Origin of the sequence: Acinetobacter sp. AOR12_HL (genome assembly GCF_027855275.1) — a bacterium.
GTDB classification, from domain to species: Bacteria; Pseudomonadota; Gammaproteobacteria; order Pseudomonadales; family Moraxellaceae; genus Acinetobacter; species Acinetobacter baumannii.
This window is the reverse complement of the sequence record NZ_JAKTIJ010000017.1, coordinates 30,523-52,139: the sequence shown is the minus strand read 5'-3', so window position 1 is coordinate 52,139 and position 21,617 is coordinate 30,523. Positions and strand designations below refer to the sequence as shown.

Sequence of the window (21,617 nt, the reverse complement as noted above, 5' to 3'; positions counted from 1 at the left end):
TCTCATGGCAAACTTCGTATTAAACGCTCAAGCGCGTGCTGAAGACAAACAAGGGAAAGGTGCGAGCCGCCGCCTTCGTCGCGAATCTTTAGTTCCAGCTATCATCTACGGTGGTAACGCTGAGCCTGTAGCAGTTACTTTAGAACTTCGTGAGCTTGTAAAAGCTTTAGAAAGCAACGCTTTCTTTGAAGAAGTTGTTGAAATCAAAGTAGGTGACAAAGTTGAAAACGTTAAAATCCAAGCGTTACAACGTCACCCAGCTAAAAACACTCCTATGCACGCTGACTTCAAACGCGCATAAGTGTTTAAAGGCGTAGATTAGTGTCAAATATTTCGCTAATTGTTGGTTTGGGCAATCCTGGTTCAGAATATGCCCAAACCCGCCATAATGCAGGTTTCTGGTTCGTCGAACAGCTTGCAGATAAATATGGCATTACATTAAAAAATGATCCAAAATTTCACGGAATCAGTGGTCGTGGTAATATAGAAGGGCATGATGTTCGCTTACTTCTACCTATGACTTATATGAATCGTTCCGGACAAAGTGTTGTTCCTTTCTCAAAGTTCTATCAAATTGCTCCTGAAGCAATTCTGATTGCTCATGATGAACTTGATATGAACCCTGGTGTAATTCGCCTCAAAACAGGCGGTGGACACGGCGGTCATAACGGTTTACGTGATATTGTCCCGCATATTGGCCCAAATTTTCATCGTTTACGTATTGGTATTGGACATCCTGGCTCAAAAGAAAGAGTTTCTGGACATGTGCTCGGGAAAGCACCAAGTAGTGAACAAAGCCTGATGGATGGAGCAATTGATCATGCTCTCTCTAAAGTAAAGTTACTTGTTCAAGGGCAAGTACCACAGGCCATGAATCAAATTAATGCGTATAAACCAGCTTAAATTGTTGAACAATCAAGCTTGCTATCTTGCTTTTTTAGGAGCAAAATGCGCATCAGCCACCTAGCCGGCGGCAAAGGCGAAAGATTTCACCATAAGATCTTCATCTTAGATCTACTCAGGAGACGCTAGCCATGCTATCTCGTTTATTAAAATGCAAAATTCACCGTGCAGTTGTAACCCATGCTGAACTTCACTATGAAGGTTCTTGTGCAATTGATGGCGTATTGATGGACTTAGCTGGTATTCGTGAATACGAAGAAATCCACGTTTGGAACGTAACCAATGGCAAGCGCTTCACAACTTACGCAATTCGTGGTGAAGATAACTCTGGCATTATTTCAGTAAATGGTGGCGCTGCTCACCAAGCAGATGTGGGCGATTTAGTTATTATTGCTACTTTTGGTGATTTCACAGAAGCTGAAGCAAATGCCCATAAACCACGCTTGGTATATGCAAACCCAGATAATACAGTCAATCACACAGCGAACTGTATTCCGGTGCAAGTTGCCTAATTAAAGATTTAAAAATAATAAAAAGCCCGTAATACGGGCTTTTTTTATAAGACTTTATAAACTTCTGGCAGTTCCCTTCCACCAGCTCTGTTGCTGTTTACAATTTAGAGGCTGTAGCTCTTCTCCACGTAAATCAAATAAAATCGCCTCTCCTTTTGTATTTACCTTAAATTCAGCATATTTCGCTTTTTCATAGCAATGAGCTAAGCCTTCGGCAAATAAGAAACTGCGAGAAGCTGGGTACAAAGATTGATAGTGATTGTCCGGATTTTTTAAAATTAAATTCTGCTCGTTAGATAAAGATTTAGGGTCTAAAACCGTACGGATTACTCGATTTCGTGAATCTAAAATAACTTTTGCTGGAACAGAAGCATGATTAAAAATCACCTGATCTAAAGCTTCACTTTCTGTCAAAGCTTTGAGAGATTGTAAATTTAATTCATAAGCCAGCGCCATGTAGTCTCCTTGTAGAATAGAACGAGGATCAACTGGTTTCAGCTTAATAAAAATACTTTTACTCTGATGCAGGTGCCATTCATTTTTCATCACTAAACCTGCAAAAAATAATACAGTGACTATTGCAAGCATAAGAGAGAAATACTTTTTCATTACTTTTCTCCCTCAATACAATTAATTTTAGCTTCTTTCATAAGTAGCCCATATAGAGCCAGCAATATAATGCCCGACACCAAGATTGATGCACTTTTAGCTAAAAAACTTAATTGTAAACTGTAATAAAGTTGCCAAAGCACAAAGGCAAATACTACGAGCGTAACACCATAAACAATGCGATCTTTATTTTTTAAAGCCCATGTCAAAATAACAAATAAGATGAATACTTCAAAATAGCCGAGTGCAATAAGTAATATGCCAAAAACTAAAAAGGCAAAAAAAGTTATACCGTGAAGTTGCCGATAGAGATAGAAAAAACTAAAGCATAATAACCATACGCACGGCAATGCATAAAGCAACCATAGTGACTGATCAGCCGAATCAACAAGTGCTAATCCTATAAAGGTATCAAAGAATGAACTCCCCAAAATTACAACGAGCGTACATAAAAAGGTACTTCGCTTATACGATACGACCGCTTTACTTCCTATCAGTAGTACCGAGCTAAAAACCAAATAGTTAAGTAAGACTAAATTTAAATAAGTCTGAGTAGAGTTTAAAGACCATAATGAATGATCCATTTGTAGTAGATAGATTACTGCTATACCATAAGTTGCAAGCATTTGAATTAAAATAAAGAACCAATGCGGTTTAAGAAAATAACTGATACATAAAATAAAGATCTGGGCAATCAATACCCATAAAATTTGATCTGTTTCAGAACCAAGATGAAATAAAAAAGCAGTCTGTCCACTCACAAATAAACAATATGCAAACTGCCGGATGAAATAACTTTGCGATTTTATTAGTAAAGTTATAGCTACAGCAACAAAGATGATTCCAATAATTAAGGAAATAGTCTCCCAAAACACCAAAGTAAATGCTGCAAGCGCTAGACCAGCAAGCCAAGCACCAATTGCCAAAGGAATGATATAAAAACGGCTTTGACGGAAAATCTTGATTAAGAAATAACTAATGAGTGCAAACCAAGTAAAAATAATCCCCGCGATCAATAAAAAGATGAACTCATTAGAATCTTTAAATAGTTGATTAATACCATCCACAAGCCATATGGTAGCCGTCACACCAAGAACAGCAGCCATTAAACTGGCACACAACTGATCATCTTTATTAAAAAAATAATAAAAAGCGATGATTCCTAGAAAAAAAGCCGAGATCAGATAAGGTAAATTTTCACTTGATAGGAATTGAATCATTCCTGTTATTGAAATAACAGCAAACCAAGCAATAAAAATAAAACGTAAAGCCGTATATTTCTTTTGACAGATCCAAAACTGCACAAGACTTAATAGATTTAGAGCAAAAAGATAAAGATAGGGAAATTTTTCTGCCCAGAAAGTCTGTTTAAAAAATAAAAATAGGGTGAGTTGGCTTGTAATACAAATTAAAGCAAAGATTCCAATATTTGGTCGATATAGCCACGGTAATAAAAGCAAAGTCCAAATCAAGAAAAGTAAATAACTGTCTGCACCAGTTTGATAAACTTGCCCAATTACAGCTAAACTCAAACCGACCATTAAGCCGCAGATGCCATGTAAAGTTTGCCTTACTCCCTCACTTAAAGTCTTCTTGACACTCACCCAAGCTGTAATAAGTAATATAACAGGTGGAATAATGAGTTGAATGCTATCTGGAAGCATCAACCAATTAGCAGCAATTAAGTACAGAATACTGAGCGCCATAAATACATAACTGAAAATATGGAGATGCTGAATAAATAAAGTATTCCTAAAAGGATAATAATCTCTTATCTGCATGAAACACCGGTTTTACTTATAATTTTCTAGAAAAAACATAACATTCACTTTTAAGCTCAACAAGTAAGCTCTTGTTAAAAAGCCTATTTCAATTTATGAAAATACTTATTCATAAAGAGACTTAGCATTCTACAAAAGCATCTAGCCAATTTTGCCAAGCGCGCTATAATAAAACCCATCGCTTCAGGGCGGGGTGTAATTCCCCACCGGTGGTAAAGTTAATTTTTATTGTTAAATTAACAAGCCCACGAGCTTAAATTATGTAATTTGAGCAGATTTGGTGAAACTCCAAAGCCGACGGTATAGTCCGGATGAAAGAAGACGACGAACTGGAATAAATCCATTTTATTTCAGTGCCAGCCTGTTTTTGCATCAGTCCTGAAATGTTCAACCGTATTCTTACGAGAGCGTTTCATTATGTCTAGTTTAATTCAACCAGAACTTTTTTTCTCAGCCCTCTCTCCTGCTGAGCAACGCATTCAACAAGCATTAGAAGATATCCGTCAAGGCAAACCTGTCTTGGTGATGGATGACTTCGATCGTGAAAATGAAGCAGATTTAATTGTTGCAGCGGAAACCCTAACTGTTGAGACCATGGCACGTATGATTCGTGATGGCTCAGGTATTGTATGTTTATGCCTTACTGAAGAGTTAGCTGATCATCTTGAACTTCCACCAATGGTTTCTCAAAACTCAAGTCAGTTTCATACTGCATTTACAGTGACTATTGAAGCTGCTCAAGGCGTTACCACTGGTGTTTCTGCTAAAGACCGTGTAACAACGATTAAAACTGCTATTAAAGATGGTGCTGTTGCAAGTGATCTTAACCGTCCAGGCCATGTTTTCCCATTACGCGCACGTCATGGTGGCGTGCTTACCCGCCGAGGTCATACGGAGGGGACTATTGATCTAGCAAGATTAGCTGGTTTGAAACCTGCTGGAGTATTATGTGAATTAACCAATCCGGATGGGACAATGGCATCAGGAATTCAAGTTTTAGCATATGCTCAAACTCATCATTTAACCGTGATTACAATTGAAGAGCTTGTACAATATCGTCAACAACACGGTATTTAAAAATAAATAAAAAGGTTTGACTTGTTCACTTGCAGGTCAAACCTCTAAATTATAATTCTTGAAATTTAAGAAACTTTCTTTTGTGCGGCCTGTTCTTCAACATAATCTAAAAGTTCAGAAAATTTTGTAATCTTTGCTTTAGGTTGTGCTTGAGTAAGTTCTTCTGGTGTCCCATAACCATAAGTCACAGCTACCGCTTCAATACCATTATGACGGGCACCTAAAACATCGTATTGACGATCACCCACCATCAAGCATTCTTCTGGGTTTAATTGCTCACGTTCAAGAATATAATGGATAAGCTCAGCTTTATTGGTCCGCTCACCCGTTAATTCACTACCGTAAATTTGTACAAAATATTGGCTTAAATCAAAATGATCTAAAATTCGTTTTGCATAAATCGTTGGTTTAGCAGTAGCAACGAACAACCGATACCCTTCTGCTTTTAAGGCCTTAAGTGTTTCCGCAACAGATGGATATACTTCATTTTCAAATAAACCAATCACCGAGAAACGCTCACGGTAAGCAAGTAAAGCTTGCTCAGCTAGTGCATCATCTTGAGTAGCTAATAATTTTGCTAATGACGCTTTTAAAGGTGGGCCAATCGTCCAATCAATATTTAAATCGGCAGCTAATGGATAACCTAACTTATCCATTGCATAACGAATTGATGTATGGATACCAACTTTAGGGTCTGTTAAGGTTCCATCTAAATCAATCAAAATATGTTTTATAGCCATTCAATCACTAACCCAGTAAAGTATTTAATTCAATTGGTCGAGAGTTTAATTAAACTCTCTTATACTAACGTAAATTTAAATTGAAAAGGAAATAACCGTGCGTCCAACCGTACTTTGTTTCTCGGGTTTAGACCCTTCAGGTGGTGCAGGTTTACAAGCCGATATTGAAGCGATTGGACAAAGTGGTGCACATGCAGCAATTGCATGTACAGCCCTCACCATTCAGAATTCTCAACAAGTATTTGGCTTCGAAGCAACCTCAAAAGAACTATTATTAGCCCAAGCAAATGCTGTTGTAGGCGATTTACCCATTAAATGTGTTAAGTCTGGCATGCTAGGCACTACCGATAATATTGCGGCTCTAGCCGAATTTTTACGTGCTCATCCTGACTATCAATATGTACTTGATCCTGTTTTAGTTGCAAACAGTGGCGGTTCGTTAGGAGACCAAGCAACTTTAGTTAAAGCATTTGTGGAGCTTATTCCTCTAGCGACACTCATTACTCCAAATACAGTTGAATTGCGCGCTTTAACAGGCGTTACCGACTTAGATCAAGCAACCCAAAAGTTATTTGAAATGGGTGCCAAGGCCGTATTGGTGAAAGGTGGACATGAAGACACACCTGACTTTATTAAAAATAGTTTATATATTGATGGCGAGCTTGCAGCAAGTAGTACATGTCCGCGCCTTGAAGGTGAATATCATGGCTCAGGTTGTTCATTAGCGAGTTTTATTGCAGGTCGTTTAGCTCTAGGTGACTCTTTAAAAATTGCAGTTCAACATGCAGAAACATGGTTATTTGGTGTGTTAAAAAATGCTGAAACACCTGTACCCAATGGACAAAAGATTCCAAAACGGTTTTAACCAATAAATAAAAAAGGCGCTTTAAGCGCCTTTTTTTATATTCCTATTACTGAGGAATACGTAAAACTTGTCCTGGAAAAATCTCATCTGGATCTTTCAGCATTGGTTTATTCGCTTCAAAGATTTTTTGATATTGATTGGCATCACCATAAAACTCTTTGGCAATTTTTGAAAGATTATCGCCAGATTTCACTGTATAAAATTTGCTTTCTGGCTCAGGAGTTGCAACAGTCATCTGGTCATCTACTTGTGCCACATGATCCACATTGCCCACAATAAGAATAATTTTTTCTTTATCTGCTTGGCTTTGGACTTGCCCTTTAATAATAGCAGTGTCAGTTGAGCCATTATATGTTACAGATAAGCCTTCCACCCCAAGGCCTAAGCTTTTAATCAATCCCAATAATTTATTCGCAATTTCTTGTGCAGAAGGTTCTGCTGGTGTTGCTGGAGCTGCTTGTGGTTCTGCTGGTGCGGTATTTTTCTTACCAATACCTTTTACAAAATCAAAAAGACCCATTATTTAGTCCTCATATTATTGTTTATAGTAAAGTCATTAAACTGACCCTTATTGTTATACTTGAAAAAAGAGACACCTCTGCTATCAATTGAGGTTGATCTTGTAAAAATATGTATCTCATCAATTATCTTACTCGTATAAAAAAAGCCACCTTACGGTGGCCTTCTTTTTTAATCAGCAATATGCGAATTAACCAAGTTTTTTAGTTACATAGTCAATTGCAGATTGAACTGTAGTGATTTCGTTTGAATCTTCATCAGGGATAGTGATGTCGAAGTCATTTTCGAAAGACATAACAAGTTCAACTAAATCTAAAGAGTCAGCACCCAAGTCATCCATGAAAGATGCTTCGTTTTTAATCTCTTCAGCTTTAAGACCAAGTTGTTCTGCAACCGCTTGTTTAACGCGTTGTTCGATATCGCTCACAGGAATTCTCCTCATTGCTTGTGGCGTTTGATTTGCCACTAGTTTAATTGAATATAAAAATTTTTAAAAGTTTATACATCGGCGTTAGGCCATGTATAAACCACCATTTACATGTAATACCGTACCGGTAATGTAACCTGCTTTATCACTTGCAAGGAAACTCACCGCATTTGCGATATCTTGTGGCTCGCCTAAGCGATTTAAAGCCACTTGATCACTCATTTTTTTGCGAATGTCTTCACTAAGTGCATCTGTCATTTCTGTTGCAATAAAACCTGGTGCCACACTGTTTACAGTGATTTGGCGGCTACCCATCTCTTTTGCAAGACTACGGCTAAATGCTTCAATACCTGCTTTAGCAGCAGAATAGTTCGCTTGGCCTGGGTTTGCAAAGTGAGCTACAACAGAACTGATATTAATAATGCGACCAAAACGTGCTTTCGTCATACCCTTAAGTACACGTTTAGATAAACGATAAACGGCTTTAAGGTGGATATTGAGGATGTCATCCCAATCATCTTCCGACATACGAAGCAACAAATTGTCTTTCGTAATACCTGCATTGTTAACGAGAACAAGTACAGGACCATAGTTCTGTTCAATATGAGACACGACTGCTTCAATCTCATCGAGATTACGCACATCGAGAGCCAAACCTGCACCTTGTTCACCAAAGCTATCAGTTAGCTTTTGTGCACCAGATTCAGAAGTCGCAGTACCTACGACAAAATAACCGTCTTGAATAAGTTGCTGGGCAATTGCAGCGCCAATGCCCCGACTCGCGCCCGTTACTAATGCAACTTTGCGTTCTTGTGTCATGCAATTTTTCCTTCTGCCACTAAAACAGCATTTAGGGCATCTTCCATTTTGCTCTTACTATCAATAGAAAAAGCTTTTTCAATATTTGGTAAACGCTTTGCGAGATTACTCAATACTGTACCTGGGCCACACTCAACAATGTACTGAATACCTTGGTCTTGTAGAGACTGCATGGTACGTGTCCATTGTACAGACTGGTACAATTGTGCTGTTAAAGCCTGACGTAATTGAGCAACATCGGTAGCAATTTCCGCGTTGACATTTTGTATTACAGGAATGGTAGGTAGCTCAATGGCAGTTTGTTCCAAAGCTTCTGCAAATTTTTCTGCTGCCGGCTTCATCAATGAACAATGTGATGGAACAGAAACCGGTAAAGCAATTGCTTTAGCAGATTGTTCTTTTGCCAATGCCATAACTTGCTGTACAGATGCAGTACTACCAGCAATCACAACTTGACCTTGTGAATTATAGTTTGCTGCTTCAACTGAACCTTGGCCTGATGCAGACACGCTCTGGCACAATTCAACTACTTTATCATCAGCTAAACCAAGAATAGCAGCCATAGCGCCTTCCCCTTGAGGAACAGCATTTTGCATGAGTTTTCCACGCAAATTAACTAACTTAACTGCATCCGCCAAACTCATTGAACCTGCTGCAACTAAAGCGCTGTATTCACCTAAAGAGTGACCTGCAAGGTATTTAGGGGCTAAACCACCTAAATCTAACCATAAACGCCATAAAGCAATACTGGCAGTTAATAATACAGGCTGGGTATTTTCTGTTTGGTCTAAACCTTCACCACTTTGTGCAATGTGCCAAAGATCAAATCCTAGCGCGTCTGAAGCTTCGGCAAAAGTTTGCCCAACTCCACTAAACTGTTCTGCGAGTTCAGCGAGCATACCAACTTTTTGTGAACCTTGACCTGGAAACACAAATGCAGTTTTTGTGGCTAAAGCTACTTGTTCAAGACGTTTAGCAGACATAAGAAATCCTTTTTGGGTTTTCACTCATTTCTCTGGAGCGGAAATTTAACATTTAATTTGTATATTTATAATTGCGAAAAACAACAAAAAAAGGGAGCTTTCGCTCCCATTTTTTCTATACTTAAGCATCACGCTTAATGCATATCATGCAATTATTCAGCATCAGCTGCTTTAGCGAATAATTGGCGACCACGGTAGAAACCGTCTTTAGTCACGTGGTGACGACGATGAGTTTCACCAGTTGCTTGGTCTACTGTTAATGCATTCTCGGTTAAAGCGTCATGTGAACGGCGCATGTCACGGCGAGAGCGACTTTTACGGTTTTGCTGAACGGCCATGATGGCTCCTTACAAAGATCGAAAAAATGGATCAGAACAAATTCAGTTGTCTTATCCCATAATCATAACACAAATTATGAGTTAAGTTTACCCTTCAAACCTGCCAAAACATCAAACGGATTATCCCGTTTCTCTTCGACAACGTTCTGAATGGTAGGTTGATGTTTATGTTCACAAGCATCATGCTTGGGAGATAAAGGCATCAACAATAACAGTTCATCTTCTAGTAATGCGAGTAAGTTGATCGAGGCAGGTGTATCAAAATCACCTTTTGTCGAAGACTCACTTTCACCTAAAACGATGAAATCAGCATCCTCATCCAAGCGCTCTATCAGTGACTCATCATCTACAAGTGCAATATGAAAGTCAGAAACAATTGGCATTTCAACAGGTTCCAAACAACGTTGGCACTCCATTGGAACTTTTGTTTCCATGTGACCATCTAACCACACAATGCGATGATAGGCATCCATTGATAGCTTACAGTCTATGTTGATCAATTGGTTATCAATTGACCCAACAGCTTCACGAGCAATACGAGCAAAGCGAGACAATGGCAGTTGACCTGACCATGTAAAGCCTTGTTCAGCCCATTTAAACGGCTCAATCTGTGCCGGAAAGGTATTTGCTGACATAATTAAGGCGGCAATTCTACAAATTCATCGGTACTCTGTCAAAGATTAAGATACAATTTTGTACTTCTTTAGACAGAACTCGGGGTAAATTAAGCAATGCACCTGTTGCAGCCGCAACCTGAAGTTAACACTTCATTACTCGTTTGCACCCATTCAACCCACCAGAACCCTCTTTTACCTGACGTGGTGCAACTCTCACCATGGCCAAGCTCAAAATTAGAGTCTGAGCAAGTTGATTGGCTTATTTTACACTTTAATCACTGGTTTTCCCACCATAATGTGACATTAGTTCGTGGAGAATTTGAACCAGAATATTTCCCAGCGAACGATCATGAGCCAGCGAAAATTCAATTTGCTCATGGTTTTTTCAATAGTGCTCTTCACGAAATTAGCCATTGGACGATTGCAGGTACAAAACGTCGCCTATTACCCGATTTAGGTTATTGGTATGCGCCAGATGGCAGAACTAAAGAACAGCAAGATTTATTTGAACAAGTAGAAATCAAACCTCAAGCCATTGAATGGTTATTTGCACAGTCTTTTGGCAGAAAATTCAGAGTCTCGCTAGATAACCTTACGGGCGATGGTGGAGATGGCAGAAAGTTTAAAGATAATGTTTATGCCCAAGTTCAACGTTACTTTTCTGGTGAAGCAAAGCTGCCTACCGATGCAGCAAGATTCATTGAATGTATTTGCCAATGTACGCGAGCAGGTGCAGCATTAAAATTAAATGAATTTAAACGTGAACTCCTTGATTAAATGACAAAAAAACTACGTAAGTTACTTGCTTCACAAGTTTGAAAGGTCTAATACTATTTTTAATAATGGCGTGATGGAGTCTCTAAAATATGCTGCATTTACATGTACATCCTGAAAATCCACAGCAACGCCTCATTGAGCAAGCGGTTGAGCGTATTCGTGCCGGAGACGTTGTGGTCTACCCTACTGATGCTGCCTATGCAATCGGATGCCAGATTGGTAATAAAAATGCGATGGAACGGATTGCCCAGATTCGTGGTTTAGGTCCTAAGCATCAATATGCAATTATGTGTTGCGATTTATCAGATATCGCGACTTATGCCAAAGTTGATAATGCGACGTACCGTTTATTAAAGGCAAATACACCAGCCATCACTACTTTTATTTTACCGGCAACCAGCGAAGTTCCACGCAGGTTAATGCACCCTAAAAAGAAAACGATTGGTCTACGTATTCCAAGCAATCCAATTTGTCAGGCTTTATTAAAAGAGCTCGGTGAACCTTTACTCACCAGCACATTAATTTTACCGGGGCAAGAAGATCCACTAGATGATCCTTACGATATTGAAAATCAATTAGCTAAGCGTATTGATGTCTTTATTGATGGCGGTTTTGGTACTTTAACAACTACGAGTATTGTTGATTTATCAGGTGAGCATCCTGAAATTATTCGTCGTGGTGTCGGTGATGTAAGTGCTTTTGAATAAGCACTTACTTTTCATTTTTTACCAATAGTTTAAAAAAAAGCATTATCAAGAAAAAAAATACTCTTTATTTAGTTTGGATTTTTTTTACACTTTAGTCGTTAAGCAATTTATTAAAAGTCACAATTCCTTTAGAATGCTTCTCACTATCTGCTGTTCTTCTGCTACAGCTATTATTGACTTGAAAAACAAGTCTCATGCTTTTGAAAATTCGCGTGGCTTATAATCGTAATGAACCAATCACTTCATCAATCCATGGAAGACGTTCCACACATCCGTGTTTTAGATGAGTGGCACGACACGATTCCTGAAGATCTTTATATTCCTCCGGCTGCCTTTGAGATTTTACTCGAACAGTTTGAAGGACCACTCGACTTTTTAATTTATCTGATTCAGAAAAACGGTTTTGATTTAGTTCAGCTCGATATCGCCCCTATTGCCACTCAATATTTAGCTTATATGGATAGCATGAAATCCTTAAATATTGAGCTGACTGCCGACTATATGGTCATGGCTGCTTTATTGGCTGATTTGAAATCTCGCTTACTTTTACCTAAGCCTACTGTAGTAAGCATCGAAAAAGATCCTAAACAAGATCTTATCGATCGACTTGAAACTTATTTACGCATTAAACAAGCCGCTGAACGTTTAGGCCAAATGCCAGTTCTTGACCGTGATACATTCAGTGCCAATGTAAGCTTAGGTCATATTGCACCTGTTTATGAAGGATATGATGTTTCAGCATTACACGATGCTTTGTTCTGTGTATTTAACCGTCCGGAACCTGTAACACACACAATTGCGCAAGAGCCTGTACTGTTAGAAGAACGTATTGCTTATATTGAAGAGAAATTAGAGTCAGGCGACGTGTTAAGTTTTAAAGAATTACTTAATCCCCAACAAGGCCGTATGGGAATGGTTGTAACTTTTATGGCTGTTTTAGAATTGACCCGACAACAAAAGATTAAGATTATTGCTACAGGAGTTGAAGCTCCACTAGCTATTCAAGGGTCTTCAATATGAGCAGTTTTGAACAAAATAATAATGATTTGTCATTAGCCGATATTCATCATGAAGTTTTATTACAGCTTGAAGCCATTATTTTTGCTAGTGAAGCGCCTGTCTCAATTGCCCGTTTAAAAGAAGCATTTAATAATCAATATAACAAACAACAGCTTCGTCAGCTTTTACAACAGCTTGCCCTTTTACAACATGGCCGTTCCATTGAGTTGATTGAAACTGCGCAGGGCTTTCGTTTTCAGGTAAGATCCAAATATCGCAATATCATTGCGCAGATTTGGCCAGAGCGACCAACAAAACTGTCACCATCATTACTAGAAACGTTGGCTGTCATTGCGTATCATCAACCGGTCACACGTGCTGATATTGAACAAATTCGTGGTGTATCTAATAATAGTCAGATTCTCAGAACGCTATTTGACTGGAACTGGATTAAAGAAGCCGGTTTTAGAGATTTACCCGGAAGACCTGCGTTGCTAATTACAACGCCTCAATTTCTGAATGCTTTTGGTCTAGCCTCTCTAGGCCAATTGCCTCCCCTGCAGAACGCCAAGGAAGCATTTATGGCTCTCGATGCAAATGCACCGAAGTCATAAAGAGGTGGACTGTTGATCATTATGTCTAAGGTTGTGCTGTCATGAGTGAAAAATTGCAAAAAGTATTAGCGCGAATCGGATTAGGTTCTCGCCGATATATGGAAGAGGTTATTGCCGCAGGACGCGTGAGTGTGAACGGCCGCGTTGCCCAAGTTGGCGAGCGCATTGAACCAGGCGATGAATTACGCATTGATGGCCGTAAAGTTCAGTTCCAGATCGAAGATGAAATTCGTCGTCGTGTACTGATTTATTATAAACCAGAAGGTGAAATCTGTTCACGTAATGACCCTGAAAAGCGTCCAACCGTATTTGATCATTTACCACAAATTGCAAATGACCGTTGGGTAATGGTAGGCCGTCTAGATATTAACAGTACAGGTTTATTACTTTTTACAAACGATGGCGAGCTTGCTAACCGCTTAATGCATCCATCTAATGAAATTGAACGTGAATACGCTGTACGTGTAATGGGTGAAGTAACACCACAATTACGTCAAAACATGGTCAATGGTGTAGAGCTTGAAGATGGCCCTGCCAAATTCGAATCTTTCTCTGAAATTGGTGGTGAAGGTATTAACCGCTGGTATCAAGTTGTAGTGAAAGAAGGCCGTAACCGTGAAGTACGCCGTATTTTTGAATCACAAGGCCTTAAAGTAAGCCGCTTATTGCGTACTCGCTACGGTACAGTCATTTTACCACGCGAATTACGTACTGGTCGCTGGATGGAACTCGACAAAACTGACATCGATAACTTGGCAAAATCTGTTGAGTTAAAACCACGTCAAGGTACAGGCTTATTTGGTATGGCAAAACGTCGCACCGAACGTATGACAGAAAAGCCAATGGCAGCACGCCGTGGTGGTTACTTACGTCAGCAACGTCGTGATGATGAAAAAGAAGCACCAGCTAACACAGGTAATCAGCGCAAATCGACTGGTTTTAAACGTGGATTTAAAAAGTTCTAAGTAAAGCTTTTAAATCAAAAAAACCGCTCAATTTAGAGCGGTTTTTTATGGCCTAATTTTTTAATTCATTCATTTTTGCTAGTTCAATCCACTCAGCTTCAGGGAAATGAATGGCTAAATGGTTCTTCAAATAATTTGAAGTATCTTGAGAGATTAATGGATCTTTTGATTCATCTTTTAGGTTGTAAACCAAAGCTTTTAATTTCAGACCACGTGACTTAAGTGCCTCGAGACTAAGCAATGTATGGTTAATACTCCCCAAACGACCAGACGTCACCAAAATAACAGGAAACTGATGCTGAGCAACGTAATCAATAGTAAGTAAACTGGTGGTTAAGGGTACCATTAAGCCACCTGCACCTTCTAACAATACAATTTCAAAACGCTCAGCCAATGTTTGAGTCGCATTCTCAATTTTTTGAAAATCGATCTCTCGGTTATCAAGACGCGTTGCTAAATGAGGTGAAGCAGGATAACTAAAGATTTCCGGCATAGTCAGCTTGTCATGATCTTCCTGAAACCAACCTTGCCCCATAATTTCACGATGCTTCTGGATATCCTCAGAGATATCAGCATTACCTGTTTGAATAAGTTTTTGGGTAATTACTTTTTTACCCTGCTCAGTCCATAATTTTGCTAAGAAACCTGTCGCGTAGGTTTTACCAATTTCGGTATCAATCCCACTCACAAAATAGATCTGGCCACTCATTTACTTCATTCTCCGGGCAATACAATAAATCGGGTGATATGTTAGGGAGTACCCCTCGGTGTGCTTAAACCGGTCATAATCTTGATAAAACTGCTGTAAAGATTGCTTAGTCCAACGATGCTGAGCAGTTGCTGTTACACCTGTTGCTTTTAAATGCTGCAACACAGCTTTAGGCGAATCGAAATAAAGCTGAGTTTCTGACTGTGCCAAATGCAAAATCTCAAAACCAGCCTGAGTTAAGGCACTATTCCAATTTTCAAGATTCCAATAATTTAAACCTTGTCCAGTTAACTCTTTAATTTCAATGAGGTTTTTAGGACCAAATGTTGAAAAGCATAGCCAGCCTTGCTCATTTAAAGCAGCATCGCAATGTTGAAGTAACCGTGGTAAATCTTGCATCCATTGCAAAGCTGAACCGGAAACAATCATATCGAGCTGCTGAGGGAGTTCTAAGGTTTCAACGTCTCCAATTAACCATTTCACATGTTCTTCATGATTAAAGTGCTGTTGCACCTCTGCATACAAATCATTTAAAACTAAATCTTCAATTTGAAAAGATTCAACAAGCAGACGAGTTAAATTGCCAGAACCACAACCAATTTCAAAGACACGTGACATCGTGCTTGGACAAAATTGCTTTAGTAAGTTCGTTAAGTTTTGGCAAATTTGTTTTTGGACAATTGCATGCTTTGAATAGCTTTGCCCTGCTTTAGCAAAACGTTGGGCAACCAAATTTTTATTCAAACTCACAGGAAACTCACCAAGGCTTCAAGTTCATGTTGCTCAACCATTGATGTTAAGGAAATGCGCAAACGCGAACTATTTTTAGGTACTGTTGGTGGACGTACAGGCATGGCATAAAAACCGCTTTCCTGAACCTGTTTCGCCTTATCGATAGCAGCCTGACTTTCTCCCACAATCACTGGAATAATATGGCTAGTCGATGGACTCACATACCCCTTTTGCACCACTGCTTGTTGAAGATATTGGCTAATATTTTTTAAATGTTTACGTTGAGATTGAGCGTTTAATACTTTTTGAAAAATAAAATTTGCCCAAGCCATAACAATCGGAGGTTGAGCAGTACTAAAAATAAGCGGGCGCATTTTATTAATGAGATAATCTTTAATAATTGGATGGCAAATAATATAACCACCGACTGCTGCTAGCGCTTTACCCAAGGTACCAACTAGAAAATCAATTTCCTGAATTACATTATATTGTTCGGCACACCCTAAACCCTGCTGTCCACGTACGCCAATTGAATGCGCTTCATCGACATATAACATGGTTTTAGCAAAGCGTTTTTTAAGCTGGACTAAAGCGGTTAAATCTGTTTCATCGCCATCCATACTAAAAATACTTTCCGTGACCACAATGATTCGTTCAATCTGGTCATCATCATGATACTTTTGTAGAAGTTGCTCTAAATGCTGTAAATCATTATGTCGATACCGCACATACTGGGCACCAGACAAACGGATCCCATCAATCATACTGGCATGAACTAACTTATCTGCCAGAATTAAAGTTTTACTATCAGCAACAGCGGGCAAAATACCAATATTCATATGGTAGCCACTATTAAATAATAGAGCCGCCCGACCACCAAATGCTTGGCTTAGGCTATTTTCCAACTGTTCATATTCATCAAAATTGCCCGTTAATAAACGTGAAGATGAAGAACTAAAATAGCTACGTTCTAATGGATAGCAATCTAAAAATTCTTGGCGAAGATCAATATCAGCTGCCAACCCAAGATAGTCATTTGAAGCTAAATTGAGCATCGTTTTATTTTGAATTGTAATAAAACGGCCATGCTGCACATTTTGGGTAAATTGTCTGAAATTACCTTGTCGTTTTAACTCATCTAACTCTGTAGCAAAATGATCGAGCAATGACATCTTAATGTGCCCCCTGCATCGTTTTAACTACTTCAACCAACTGTTCGAGCAAGTCACTTAACTCTTGTTGAGTGATGACATAAGGCGGCATGACATAAACTAATTTTCCAAAAGGACGAATCCAGATTCCACGCTCTACAAATTGTTGCTGTAAAGTTTTCATATCGACATTAAAGGTGAGTTCTACCACACCAATTGCACCGAGCACTCGTACATCAGCAACATAATCAAGCTGATTTAAAGGCATTAAATATTGGCTAAGCTGTTGCTCAATTCGCTTAATATTGGCCTGCCAATCTTGCTCAATTAATAATTGCGTACTTTTTAAAGCAACGGCACAAGCGAGTGGATTGGCCATAAAAGTTGGGCCGTGCATAAATACCCCAGCCTCACCGCGACTAATGGTTTCTGCTACATACTTTGTCGTTAAGGTCGCAGACAAAGTCATATAACCGCCTGTTAACCCTTTACCTAGGCACATAATATCCGGCTCGACTTGAGCATGTTCCCAAGCAAAGAGCTTACCTGTACGGCCAAAACCAGTGGCAATTTCATCAAAAATTAACAACAGATGATATTTTTCACAAAGCGCTTTAGCCTGACGTAAATATTCAGGGTGATAAAAGCGCATGCCTCCTGCCCCTTGGACAATCGGCTCAATAATCAGTGCAGCAAGGTTTTCATGATTTTGCTGAATAGCTTGCTCTAACTCGGCAATATCTTCTCGGTTCCACTCCTCATGAAATTTGGTTTGCGGAGCTGCTACAAAAAGACGGTTCGGTAAGCTGGTACCAAAAATCTGATGCATGCCTGTCACTGGATCACAAACAGACATCGCATTCCATGTATCACCGTGATAACCAGAACGTGTAGTAATAAAATTTGTTTTTTGTGGCTGGCCTTGTGCTGTCCAGAATTGCACAGCCATTTTCAAAGCAACTTCAACGGCAACTGAACCTGAGTCTGCATAAAAAATTTTATCGAGACTCGGCGGTGTAATTTTTAAAAGAATTTTGCCAAGTTCAATAGCAGGATCATGAGTTAAACCGCCAAACATGATATGAGACATATTTTGTAGCTGGTCGGTCACTGCCTGATTAAGTTCAGGGTGGTTATAGCCATGAATTGCACACCACCAAGATGACATACCATCAATTAAAGTTCTACCATCATCAAGTTCAATCGTTGCCCCATAGGCACGCTTCACTTTAAATGTGGGTAAAGGTTGGGTCATTGAAGTATATGGATGCCAAATATGTTCCAAATCAAAATTATCGGTCATCCTCTATACCCTTTTACAGCAATCAAATCTTTCATTTAGCACATGTTAAACCTGTTAAGAATGAAAGAAAATTGCGAGATCAACCAAAGCTTATGAACTTTGCTGATGAATTGTTAAAAATTGGCAGATTTCTTCAATTGTTCTCTCTACCTGTAAGTAGGGAAAAGCATGTGTAGCATCTTTTATTAGCTTATAACTCATGTTTTCTGTCACTATATCTTTAAAATTTTCAACAATCTTGCAAGGAATGACATTATCTTGCTCAGCAAACAGGTGAAGCTGTCGACCTGAATAGGTTTTCAAGTTATCTACCAAATTTAGCTGCTCAAGCATTTTCAAACCTTCTAACAACAGTTTATTTGAGGGCGGATTTGCTATGTTTTGTACATTAAGCCAATCTTGTTTTGCCTGAGATGAGCCAAGTGTAATTAAATAATAAAAACGTTTTAAAGTAGCTTGGGGATTCTGTAAAAAGGACGCTTTAAATTGACTAAATACATCAGCAGGCATAGCAGTATGCCACGAGGTATTAGCCACAAAACAAGGATTAGAAGCAAGCGTAATTAACGTTTTAGTTTGGCCCGTTTGTTTATAAAAAAAGTCAACCAGGTATGTTGCTAACTGTCCACCTAAAGACCAACCTACAACCACCTCAATATCAGTTAAAAAATCAAGCTGCTCGTGAAAGCCACCATCTAAAACATTAAAAATATTAATAAGTTGCGTGTCATACCCAGCTTTCATTAAACCTAATTTTAACGATTGCAAAGGTTCTATTCCTACTCCCCAACCTGTAATCAATAAAATTTTATTTTGTAACTTCATATGCACGCTCAAAGACAAATTTATGGAAATTATATATTAATATCAATTTAAAATATCTTTTAAAATCAATATAAAAATTGAATTCAAAAAAGTAAAATCAACTATTTATAGCTGTTAAATATTCTGAAATATATTGATAAATAAGGCCTAAAATATTTATATGAAATATACAAAAATTTAATTATCTAAACATTGAAGCAAATCAAAAAACAACATAATCCACACTTCACCCATAAATCCATTATGCAATGTAATTAATGTTAATACTTATGTTTTTTTATTAAAAAAAATGACTCATCAATTCATTTTAATGTTAGAAGATTAAATATTGATCAAAAAAATATGGGCAGGCAAATATGAACAATCAAAGTATAATATCTGATGGGAGAGAAAAAGATACATATTTTGTTACACCCAATGATATTATAAATACCTTACCTACAGATAAAAATTATTGTTTATTTCTGGATATTGATGGAACATTAGCTCCATTTCAAATTCATCCTGAGCATAGTTTTATTCCAAATACTACCTTAGAAGTTATAAAAAAAATTATTGAATTAAATATACCGGTGATTGCTGTAACAGGACGTGATGTTGAAACAGCAAGTAAGCTACTTCAGTCTATTGAATTACCTATAGCGGGCTTACATGGTTTAGATATTTATTTTGATTCTGATACTTATATTCGCCCAGATTTAAGCGATATTAATTTTCAAAAATTAAAAGAAGATATTATAAATTCTTGTGAAAAATATCCCGATTTATTAATTGAGGATAAAGGGCATTCTATTGCTTTACATTATCGAAAAAACCCAGAATTAGAAGATAATGCAATTTATATTATGCAACAAATTAAATATTTTTATCCTCAATTAAAATTAAATAGAGGAAAATTTGTCGTTGAATTATTACCTAAACAGGCAGATAAAGGTAAAGCAATACAAACAGTATTAAACCACCTTAATTTACCGTTAATTCATCCTATATTTATAGGAGATGATTTAACGGATGAATCAGGTTTCATTTTTATTAATCAACAGCTTGGCACTTCAATTAAAGTAGGTTCTGGTGAAACAGAAGCTCAATATAGATTAAAAGATATTAATAGTGTTTCTAATTTTCTTTTTTTCTTCCTAGAAAAAATAAAAAAGTTATACGTCAAAAATAGTCAAGATCAGAATGGAGAACAAATATGTCTAAATTAATCGTGTTATCGAATCGAATTAGTATGCCATCGGGTAAGGCTTCAGCAGGTGGCCTTGCAGTAGCTGTACAAGACGCATTAAATGATAGTAACGGCATTTGGTTAGGCTGGAATGGTCAGCAAATTACCGATACTGAAGCGCCTGAATTCGATCAGGCATATTCTCATGGGATCGACTACATTACCTGCCCTCTTACACATCAGCAATATGCACAGTACTACTGTGGTTTTGCCAATAAAGTATTATGGCCTGCCATGCATGATCGGGATGACCTGATCGAATATAATGCAGAAGAATATAATACCTACCAAAAGGTCAATCGTTTATTTGCTGAAAAATTACAACAGATTGCTCAGCCTGATGATCTTATTTGGGTGCATGACTATCACTTTTTCAGCGTAGCTCGTCATTGCCGTGAATTAGGTATGCAAAATAAAATCGGTTTCTTTTTGCATATTCCTTTCGCAAGCTTAAATATCTGGCGCAAGATCCCAGTTGCACTACAGTTGGTCCAAGATCTTTGCCAATATGATGTGATTGGTTTACAAACTCAAACCGATCAGAACACCTGTATGCAAACCTGTATGGGCTTACTTGAAGCTCAAAAAATACTAAGCGACAGAATCAGTTATAAAAAACGTCAAATCTTGATTAAGTCCTATCCTATTGGTGTTCAACCAGAGCTTATTCAGCGCCAAGCACAACAGGCCTTTCATACCTCATACGTATTTAACTTTGAAGATATACCACGTCAAAAAACAATTATTGGGGTTGACCGGATTGATTATTCAAAAGGTTTACTTGAGCGTTTCAATGCATTTGCAACCTTTCTTGAAACTAATCCTGAATATCATGGATTGGTACGTCACCTTCAAGTTGCAACGCCTTCACGTACAGATATTCCGGCCTATCAACGCTTATACCAACGCTTTAAGGCCAAATTAGAACTGATTAATGAAGAGTTTGCTCATGAAGATTGGCGACCTATCGATTGTTGCTTCGACACAGTTCAACATGACAGCTTGATGCATATTTATCGTCGTTCTGACATTTGCTGGATTAGCTCATTACGTGATGGTATGAATTTGGTCGCAAAAGAATATATTGCAGCTCAAGATCCAGAGAACCCAGGTGTGCTGATTTTATCTAAATATGCCGGTGCAGCTGAACAAATGACTCAAGCATTGATTGTTGATCCATTAGATAGAGCAGCCATGATGGATTCTTTAAAAACGGCTCTAGAGATGTCAAAAGCTGAACGTATTAATCGTTATGAACAGTTAATAGGAGGTTTAGCAGCTACTGACCTGAGCGATTGGCGAAATAATTTCTTGAAGGATTTAGAAAATTCTCCGACATTCACAAAGTCTAAGTTGTCCTTACAAGAAAAGTATCAACCCACTTACCATGTTTTATAATAATTTAAGCTTAGGGAAC

At 38.2% G+C, this 21,617-nt stretch carries 26 protein-coding genes and 1 riboswitch; of the genes, 12 read left to right on the top strand and 14 right to left on the bottom strand.

Going from position 1 to position 21,617, the window contains the following annotated elements; genetic code table 11:
- The first annotated feature begins 4 nt into the window (after positions 1-4).
- The 3 genes from rplY (at position 5) to panD (ending at position 1,415) form a co-directional block, all read left to right on the top strand.
- On the top strand, positions 5-301 hold the full coding sequence (rplY, locus tag MKL36_RS07755) for a 50S ribosomal protein L25 (protein WP_001273421.1): 297 nt from the start codon (positions 5-7) through the stop codon (positions 299-301).
- A gap of 20 nt (positions 302-321) precedes the next feature.
- Positions 322-903 carry an aminoacyl-tRNA hydrolase gene (pth, locus tag MKL36_RS07750; RefSeq protein ID WP_000065594.1) on the top strand — a complete coding sequence of 194 codons (582 nt, stop codon included), beginning with the start codon at positions 322-324 and terminating at the stop codon, positions 901-903.
- 131 nt (positions 904-1,034) lie between these two features.
- Entirely contained in the window at positions 1,035-1,415 is a 381-nt protein-coding gene (gene panD / locus MKL36_RS07745; RefSeq protein ID WP_000952664.1) for an aspartate 1-decarboxylase, read from the top strand.
- A gap of 54 nt (positions 1,416-1,469) precedes the next feature.
- Here the strand turns inward: panD and MKL36_RS07740 are convergent, their stop codons facing one another.
- Positions 1,470-2,024 (bottom strand): GDYXXLXY domain-containing protein, encoded by a 555-nt coding sequence (locus MKL36_RS07740; RefSeq protein ID WP_000759822.1) that lies wholly within the window; start codon positions 2,022-2,024, stop codon positions 1,470-1,472.
- Positions 2,024-3,805: a DUF2157 domain-containing protein gene (locus MKL36_RS07735; protein WP_021511493.1), complete on the bottom strand. Its 1,782-nt coding sequence runs from the start codon at positions 3,803-3,805 to the stop codon at positions 2,024-2,026. The genes MKL36_RS07740 and MKL36_RS07735 overlap by 1 nt, the downstream gene beginning before the upstream one ends.
- A gap of 176 nt (positions 3,806-3,981) precedes the next feature.
- A riboswitch (FMN riboswitch) is annotated at positions 3,982-4,132 on the top strand.
- 90 nt (positions 4,133-4,222) lie between these two features.
- Between MKL36_RS07735 and ribB the strand changes: the two genes are divergently transcribed.
- Positions 4,223-4,882: a 3,4-dihydroxy-2-butanone-4-phosphate synthase gene (gene ribB / locus MKL36_RS07730; protein WP_000096535.1), complete on the top strand. Its 660-nt coding sequence runs from the start codon at positions 4,223-4,225 to the stop codon at positions 4,880-4,882.
- A gap of 65 nt (positions 4,883-4,947) precedes the next feature.
- Here ribB and MKL36_RS07725 read toward each other — a convergent pair whose 3' ends face one another.
- On the bottom strand, positions 4,948-5,622 hold the full coding sequence (locus tag MKL36_RS07725) for an HAD-IA family hydrolase (protein WP_000985172.1): 675 nt from the start codon (positions 5,620-5,622) through the stop codon (positions 4,948-4,950).
- A 97-nt stretch (positions 5,623-5,719) separates the two neighbouring features.
- Between MKL36_RS07725 and MKL36_RS07720 the strand changes: the two genes are divergently transcribed.
- Positions 5,720-6,487, top strand: coding sequence for a hydroxymethylpyrimidine/phosphomethylpyrimidine kinase (locus tag MKL36_RS07720; RefSeq protein ID WP_001247940.1), 768 nt, complete (start codon positions 5,720-5,722; stop codon positions 6,485-6,487).
- A 46-nt stretch (positions 6,488-6,533) separates the two neighbouring features.
- Here the strand turns inward: MKL36_RS07720 and lysM are convergent, their stop codons facing one another.
- The 6 genes from lysM to MKL36_RS07690 all read right to left on the bottom strand — a co-directional run bounded on the left by lysM (position 6,534) and on the right by MKL36_RS07690 (position 10,208).
- Complete coding sequence (gene lysM / locus MKL36_RS07715) at positions 6,534-7,007, bottom strand: peptidoglycan-binding protein LysM (RefSeq protein WP_000522216.1); 474 nt, start codon at positions 7,005-7,007, stop codon at positions 6,534-6,536.
- A 189-nt stretch (positions 7,008-7,196) separates the two neighbouring features.
- On the bottom strand, positions 7,197-7,433 hold the full coding sequence (gene acpP / locus MKL36_RS07710) for an acyl carrier protein (protein ID WP_001279871.1): 237 nt from the start codon (positions 7,431-7,433) through the stop codon (positions 7,197-7,199).
- An 84-nt stretch (positions 7,434-7,517) separates the two neighbouring features.
- The gene (gene fabG, locus MKL36_RS07705; protein WP_000191300.1) at positions 7,518-8,252 is read right to left on the bottom strand and encodes a 3-oxoacyl-ACP reductase FabG; all 735 of its coding nucleotides are present in this window, start codon (positions 8,250-8,252) and stop codon (positions 7,518-7,520) included.
- Complete coding sequence (fabD, locus tag MKL36_RS07700) at positions 8,249-9,235, bottom strand: ACP S-malonyltransferase (protein ID WP_001274817.1); 987 nt, start codon at positions 9,233-9,235, stop codon at positions 8,249-8,251. The genes fabG and fabD overlap by 4 nt, the downstream gene beginning before the upstream one ends.
- A 152-nt stretch (positions 9,236-9,387) precedes the next feature.
- Positions 9,388-9,573, bottom strand: a complete 186-nt coding sequence (rpmF, locus tag MKL36_RS07695) for a 50S ribosomal protein L32 (RefSeq protein WP_000290730.1) — start codon at positions 9,571-9,573, stop codon at positions 9,388-9,390.
- A 74-nt stretch (positions 9,574-9,647) separates the two neighbouring features.
- The gene (locus MKL36_RS07690; RefSeq protein ID WP_001275712.1) at positions 9,648-10,208 is read right to left on the bottom strand and encodes a YceD family protein; all 561 of its coding nucleotides are present in this window, start codon (positions 10,206-10,208) and stop codon (positions 9,648-9,650) included.
- Between the two features lie 96 nt (positions 10,209-10,304).
- Between MKL36_RS07690 and MKL36_RS07685 the strand changes: the two genes are divergently transcribed.
- The 5 genes from MKL36_RS07685 to rluB all read left to right on the top strand — a co-directional run bounded on the left by MKL36_RS07685 (position 10,305) and on the right by rluB (position 14,252).
- Positions 10,305-10,967, top strand: coding sequence for an elongation factor P hydroxylase (locus MKL36_RS07685; protein ID WP_021511494.1), 663 nt, complete (start codon positions 10,305-10,307; stop codon positions 10,965-10,967).
- Positions 10,968-11,056: 89 nt separating this feature from the next.
- Positions 11,057-11,674 (top strand): L-threonylcarbamoyladenylate synthase, encoded by a 618-nt coding sequence (locus tag MKL36_RS07680; protein ID WP_000902820.1) that lies wholly within the window; start codon positions 11,057-11,059, stop codon positions 11,672-11,674.
- Between the two features lie 228 nt (positions 11,675-11,902).
- Positions 11,903-12,694, top strand: a complete 792-nt coding sequence (locus tag MKL36_RS07675) for a segregation and condensation protein A (RefSeq protein ID WP_002040502.1) — start codon at positions 11,903-11,905, stop codon at positions 12,692-12,694.
- Entirely contained in the window at positions 12,691-13,287 is a 597-nt protein-coding gene (scpB, locus tag MKL36_RS07670; protein ID WP_000093856.1) for an SMC-Scp complex subunit ScpB, read from the top strand. The genes MKL36_RS07675 and scpB overlap by 4 nt, the downstream gene beginning before the upstream one ends.
- 41 nt (positions 13,288-13,328) lie before the next feature.
- Entirely contained in the window at positions 13,329-14,252 is a 924-nt protein-coding gene (rluB, locus tag MKL36_RS07665; protein ID WP_021511495.1) for a 23S rRNA pseudouridine(2605) synthase RluB, read from the top strand.
- Between the two features lie 52 nt (positions 14,253-14,304).
- Here rluB and bioD read toward each other — a convergent pair whose 3' ends face one another.
- The 5 genes from bioD to MKL36_RS07640 form a co-directional block, all read right to left on the bottom strand.
- Entirely contained in the window at positions 14,305-14,961 is a 657-nt protein-coding gene (bioD, locus tag MKL36_RS07660; RefSeq protein WP_000016601.1) for a dethiobiotin synthase, read from the bottom strand.
- Positions 14,962-15,711 (bottom strand): malonyl-ACP O-methyltransferase BioC, encoded by a 750-nt coding sequence (gene bioC / locus MKL36_RS07655; protein WP_000055881.1) that lies wholly within the window; start codon positions 15,709-15,711, stop codon positions 14,962-14,964.
- Positions 15,708-16,865 carry an 8-amino-7-oxononanoate synthase gene (locus MKL36_RS07650; RefSeq protein WP_000054329.1) on the bottom strand — a complete coding sequence of 386 codons (1,158 nt, stop codon included), beginning with the start codon at positions 16,863-16,865 and terminating at the stop codon, positions 15,708-15,710. The genes bioC and MKL36_RS07650 overlap by 4 nt, the downstream gene beginning before the upstream one ends.
- Before the next feature lies 1 nt (position 16,866).
- On the bottom strand, positions 16,867-18,147 hold the full coding sequence (bioA, locus tag MKL36_RS07645; RefSeq protein WP_000131440.1) for an adenosylmethionine--8-amino-7-oxononanoate transaminase: 1,281 nt from the start codon (positions 18,145-18,147) through the stop codon (positions 16,867-16,869).
- A gap of 90 nt (positions 18,148-18,237) precedes the next feature.
- Positions 18,238-18,972, bottom strand: a complete 735-nt coding sequence (locus MKL36_RS07640; RefSeq protein WP_000776128.1) for a hydrolase — start codon at positions 18,970-18,972, stop codon at positions 18,238-18,240.
- A gap of 356 nt (positions 18,973-19,328) precedes the next feature.
- Between MKL36_RS07640 and otsB the strand changes: the two genes are divergently transcribed.
- Positions 19,329-20,180: a trehalose-phosphatase gene (gene otsB, locus MKL36_RS07635; protein WP_001064775.1), complete on the top strand. Its 852-nt coding sequence runs from the start codon at positions 19,329-19,331 to the stop codon at positions 20,178-20,180.
- On the top strand, positions 20,168-21,598 hold the full coding sequence (locus MKL36_RS07630; protein ID WP_021511497.1) for an alpha,alpha-trehalose-phosphate synthase (UDP-forming): 1,431 nt from the start codon (positions 20,168-20,170) through the stop codon (positions 21,596-21,598). The genes otsB and MKL36_RS07630 overlap by 13 nt, the downstream gene beginning before the upstream one ends.
- Positions 21,599-21,617 lie beyond the last annotated feature (19 nt).

Coding starts and splice junctions, on each gene's coding strand:
- rplY (WP_001273421.1), top strand. CDS start 5: ATGGCAAACTTCGTATTAAACGCTCAAGCGCGTGCTGAAGACAAACAA.
- panD (WP_000952664.1), top strand. CDS start 1,035: ATGCTATCTCGTTTATTAAAATGCAAAATTCACCGTGCAGTTGTAACC.
- MKL36_RS07740 (WP_000759822.1), bottom strand. CDS start 2,024: ATGAAAAAGTATTTCTCTCTTATGCTTGCAATAGTCACTGTATTATTT.
- MKL36_RS07735 (WP_021511493.1), bottom strand. CDS start 3,805: ATGCAGATAAGAGATTATTATCCTTTTAGGAATACTTTATTTATTCAG.
- ribB (WP_000096535.1), top strand. CDS start 4,223: ATGTCTAGTTTAATTCAACCAGAACTTTTTTTCTCAGCCCTCTCTCCT.
- MKL36_RS07725 (WP_000985172.1), bottom strand. CDS start 5,622: ATGGCTATAAAACATATTTTGATTGATTTAGATGGAACCTTAACAGAC.
- lysM (WP_000522216.1), bottom strand. CDS start 7,007: ATGGGTCTTTTTGATTTTGTAAAAGGTATTGGTAAGAAAAATACCGCA.
- fabG (WP_000191300.1), bottom strand. CDS start 8,252: ATGACACAAGAACGCAAAGTTGCATTAGTAACGGGCGCGAGTCGGGGC.
- fabD (WP_001274817.1), bottom strand. CDS start 9,235: ATGTCTGCTAAACGTCTTGAACAAGTAGCTTTAGCCACAAAAACTGCA.
- rpmF (WP_000290730.1), bottom strand. CDS start 9,573: ATGGCCGTTCAGCAAAACCGTAAAAGTCGCTCTCGCCGTGACATGCGC.
- MKL36_RS07690 (WP_001275712.1), bottom strand. CDS start 10,208: ATGTCAGCAAATACCTTTCCGGCACAGATTGAGCCGTTTAAATGGGCT.
- MKL36_RS07685 (WP_021511494.1), top strand. CDS start 10,305: ATGCACCTGTTGCAGCCGCAACCTGAAGTTAACACTTCATTACTCGTT.
- MKL36_RS07680 (WP_000902820.1), top strand. CDS start 11,057: ATGCTGCATTTACATGTACATCCTGAAAATCCACAGCAACGCCTCATT.
- MKL36_RS07675 (WP_002040502.1), top strand. CDS start 11,903: ATGAACCAATCACTTCATCAATCCATGGAAGACGTTCCACACATCCGT.
- scpB (WP_000093856.1), top strand. CDS start 12,691: ATGAGCAGTTTTGAACAAAATAATAATGATTTGTCATTAGCCGATATT.
- rluB (WP_021511495.1), top strand. CDS start 13,329: ATGAGTGAAAAATTGCAAAAAGTATTAGCGCGAATCGGATTAGGTTCT.
- bioD (WP_000016601.1), bottom strand. CDS start 14,961: ATGAGTGGCCAGATCTATTTTGTGAGTGGGATTGATACCGAAATTGGT.
- MKL36_RS07650 (WP_000054329.1), bottom strand. CDS start 16,865: ATGTCATTGCTCGATCATTTTGCTACAGAGTTAGATGAGTTAAAACGA.
- bioA (WP_000131440.1), bottom strand. CDS start 18,147: ATGACCGATAATTTTGATTTGGAACATATTTGGCATCCATATACTTCA.
- MKL36_RS07640 (WP_000776128.1), bottom strand. CDS start 18,972: ATGAAGTTACAAAATAAAATTTTATTGATTACAGGTTGGGGAGTAGGA.
- otsB (WP_001064775.1), top strand. CDS start 19,329: ATGAACAATCAAAGTATAATATCTGATGGGAGAGAAAAAGATACATAT.
- MKL36_RS07630 (WP_021511497.1), top strand. CDS start 20,168: ATGTCTAAATTAATCGTGTTATCGAATCGAATTAGTATGCCATCGGGT.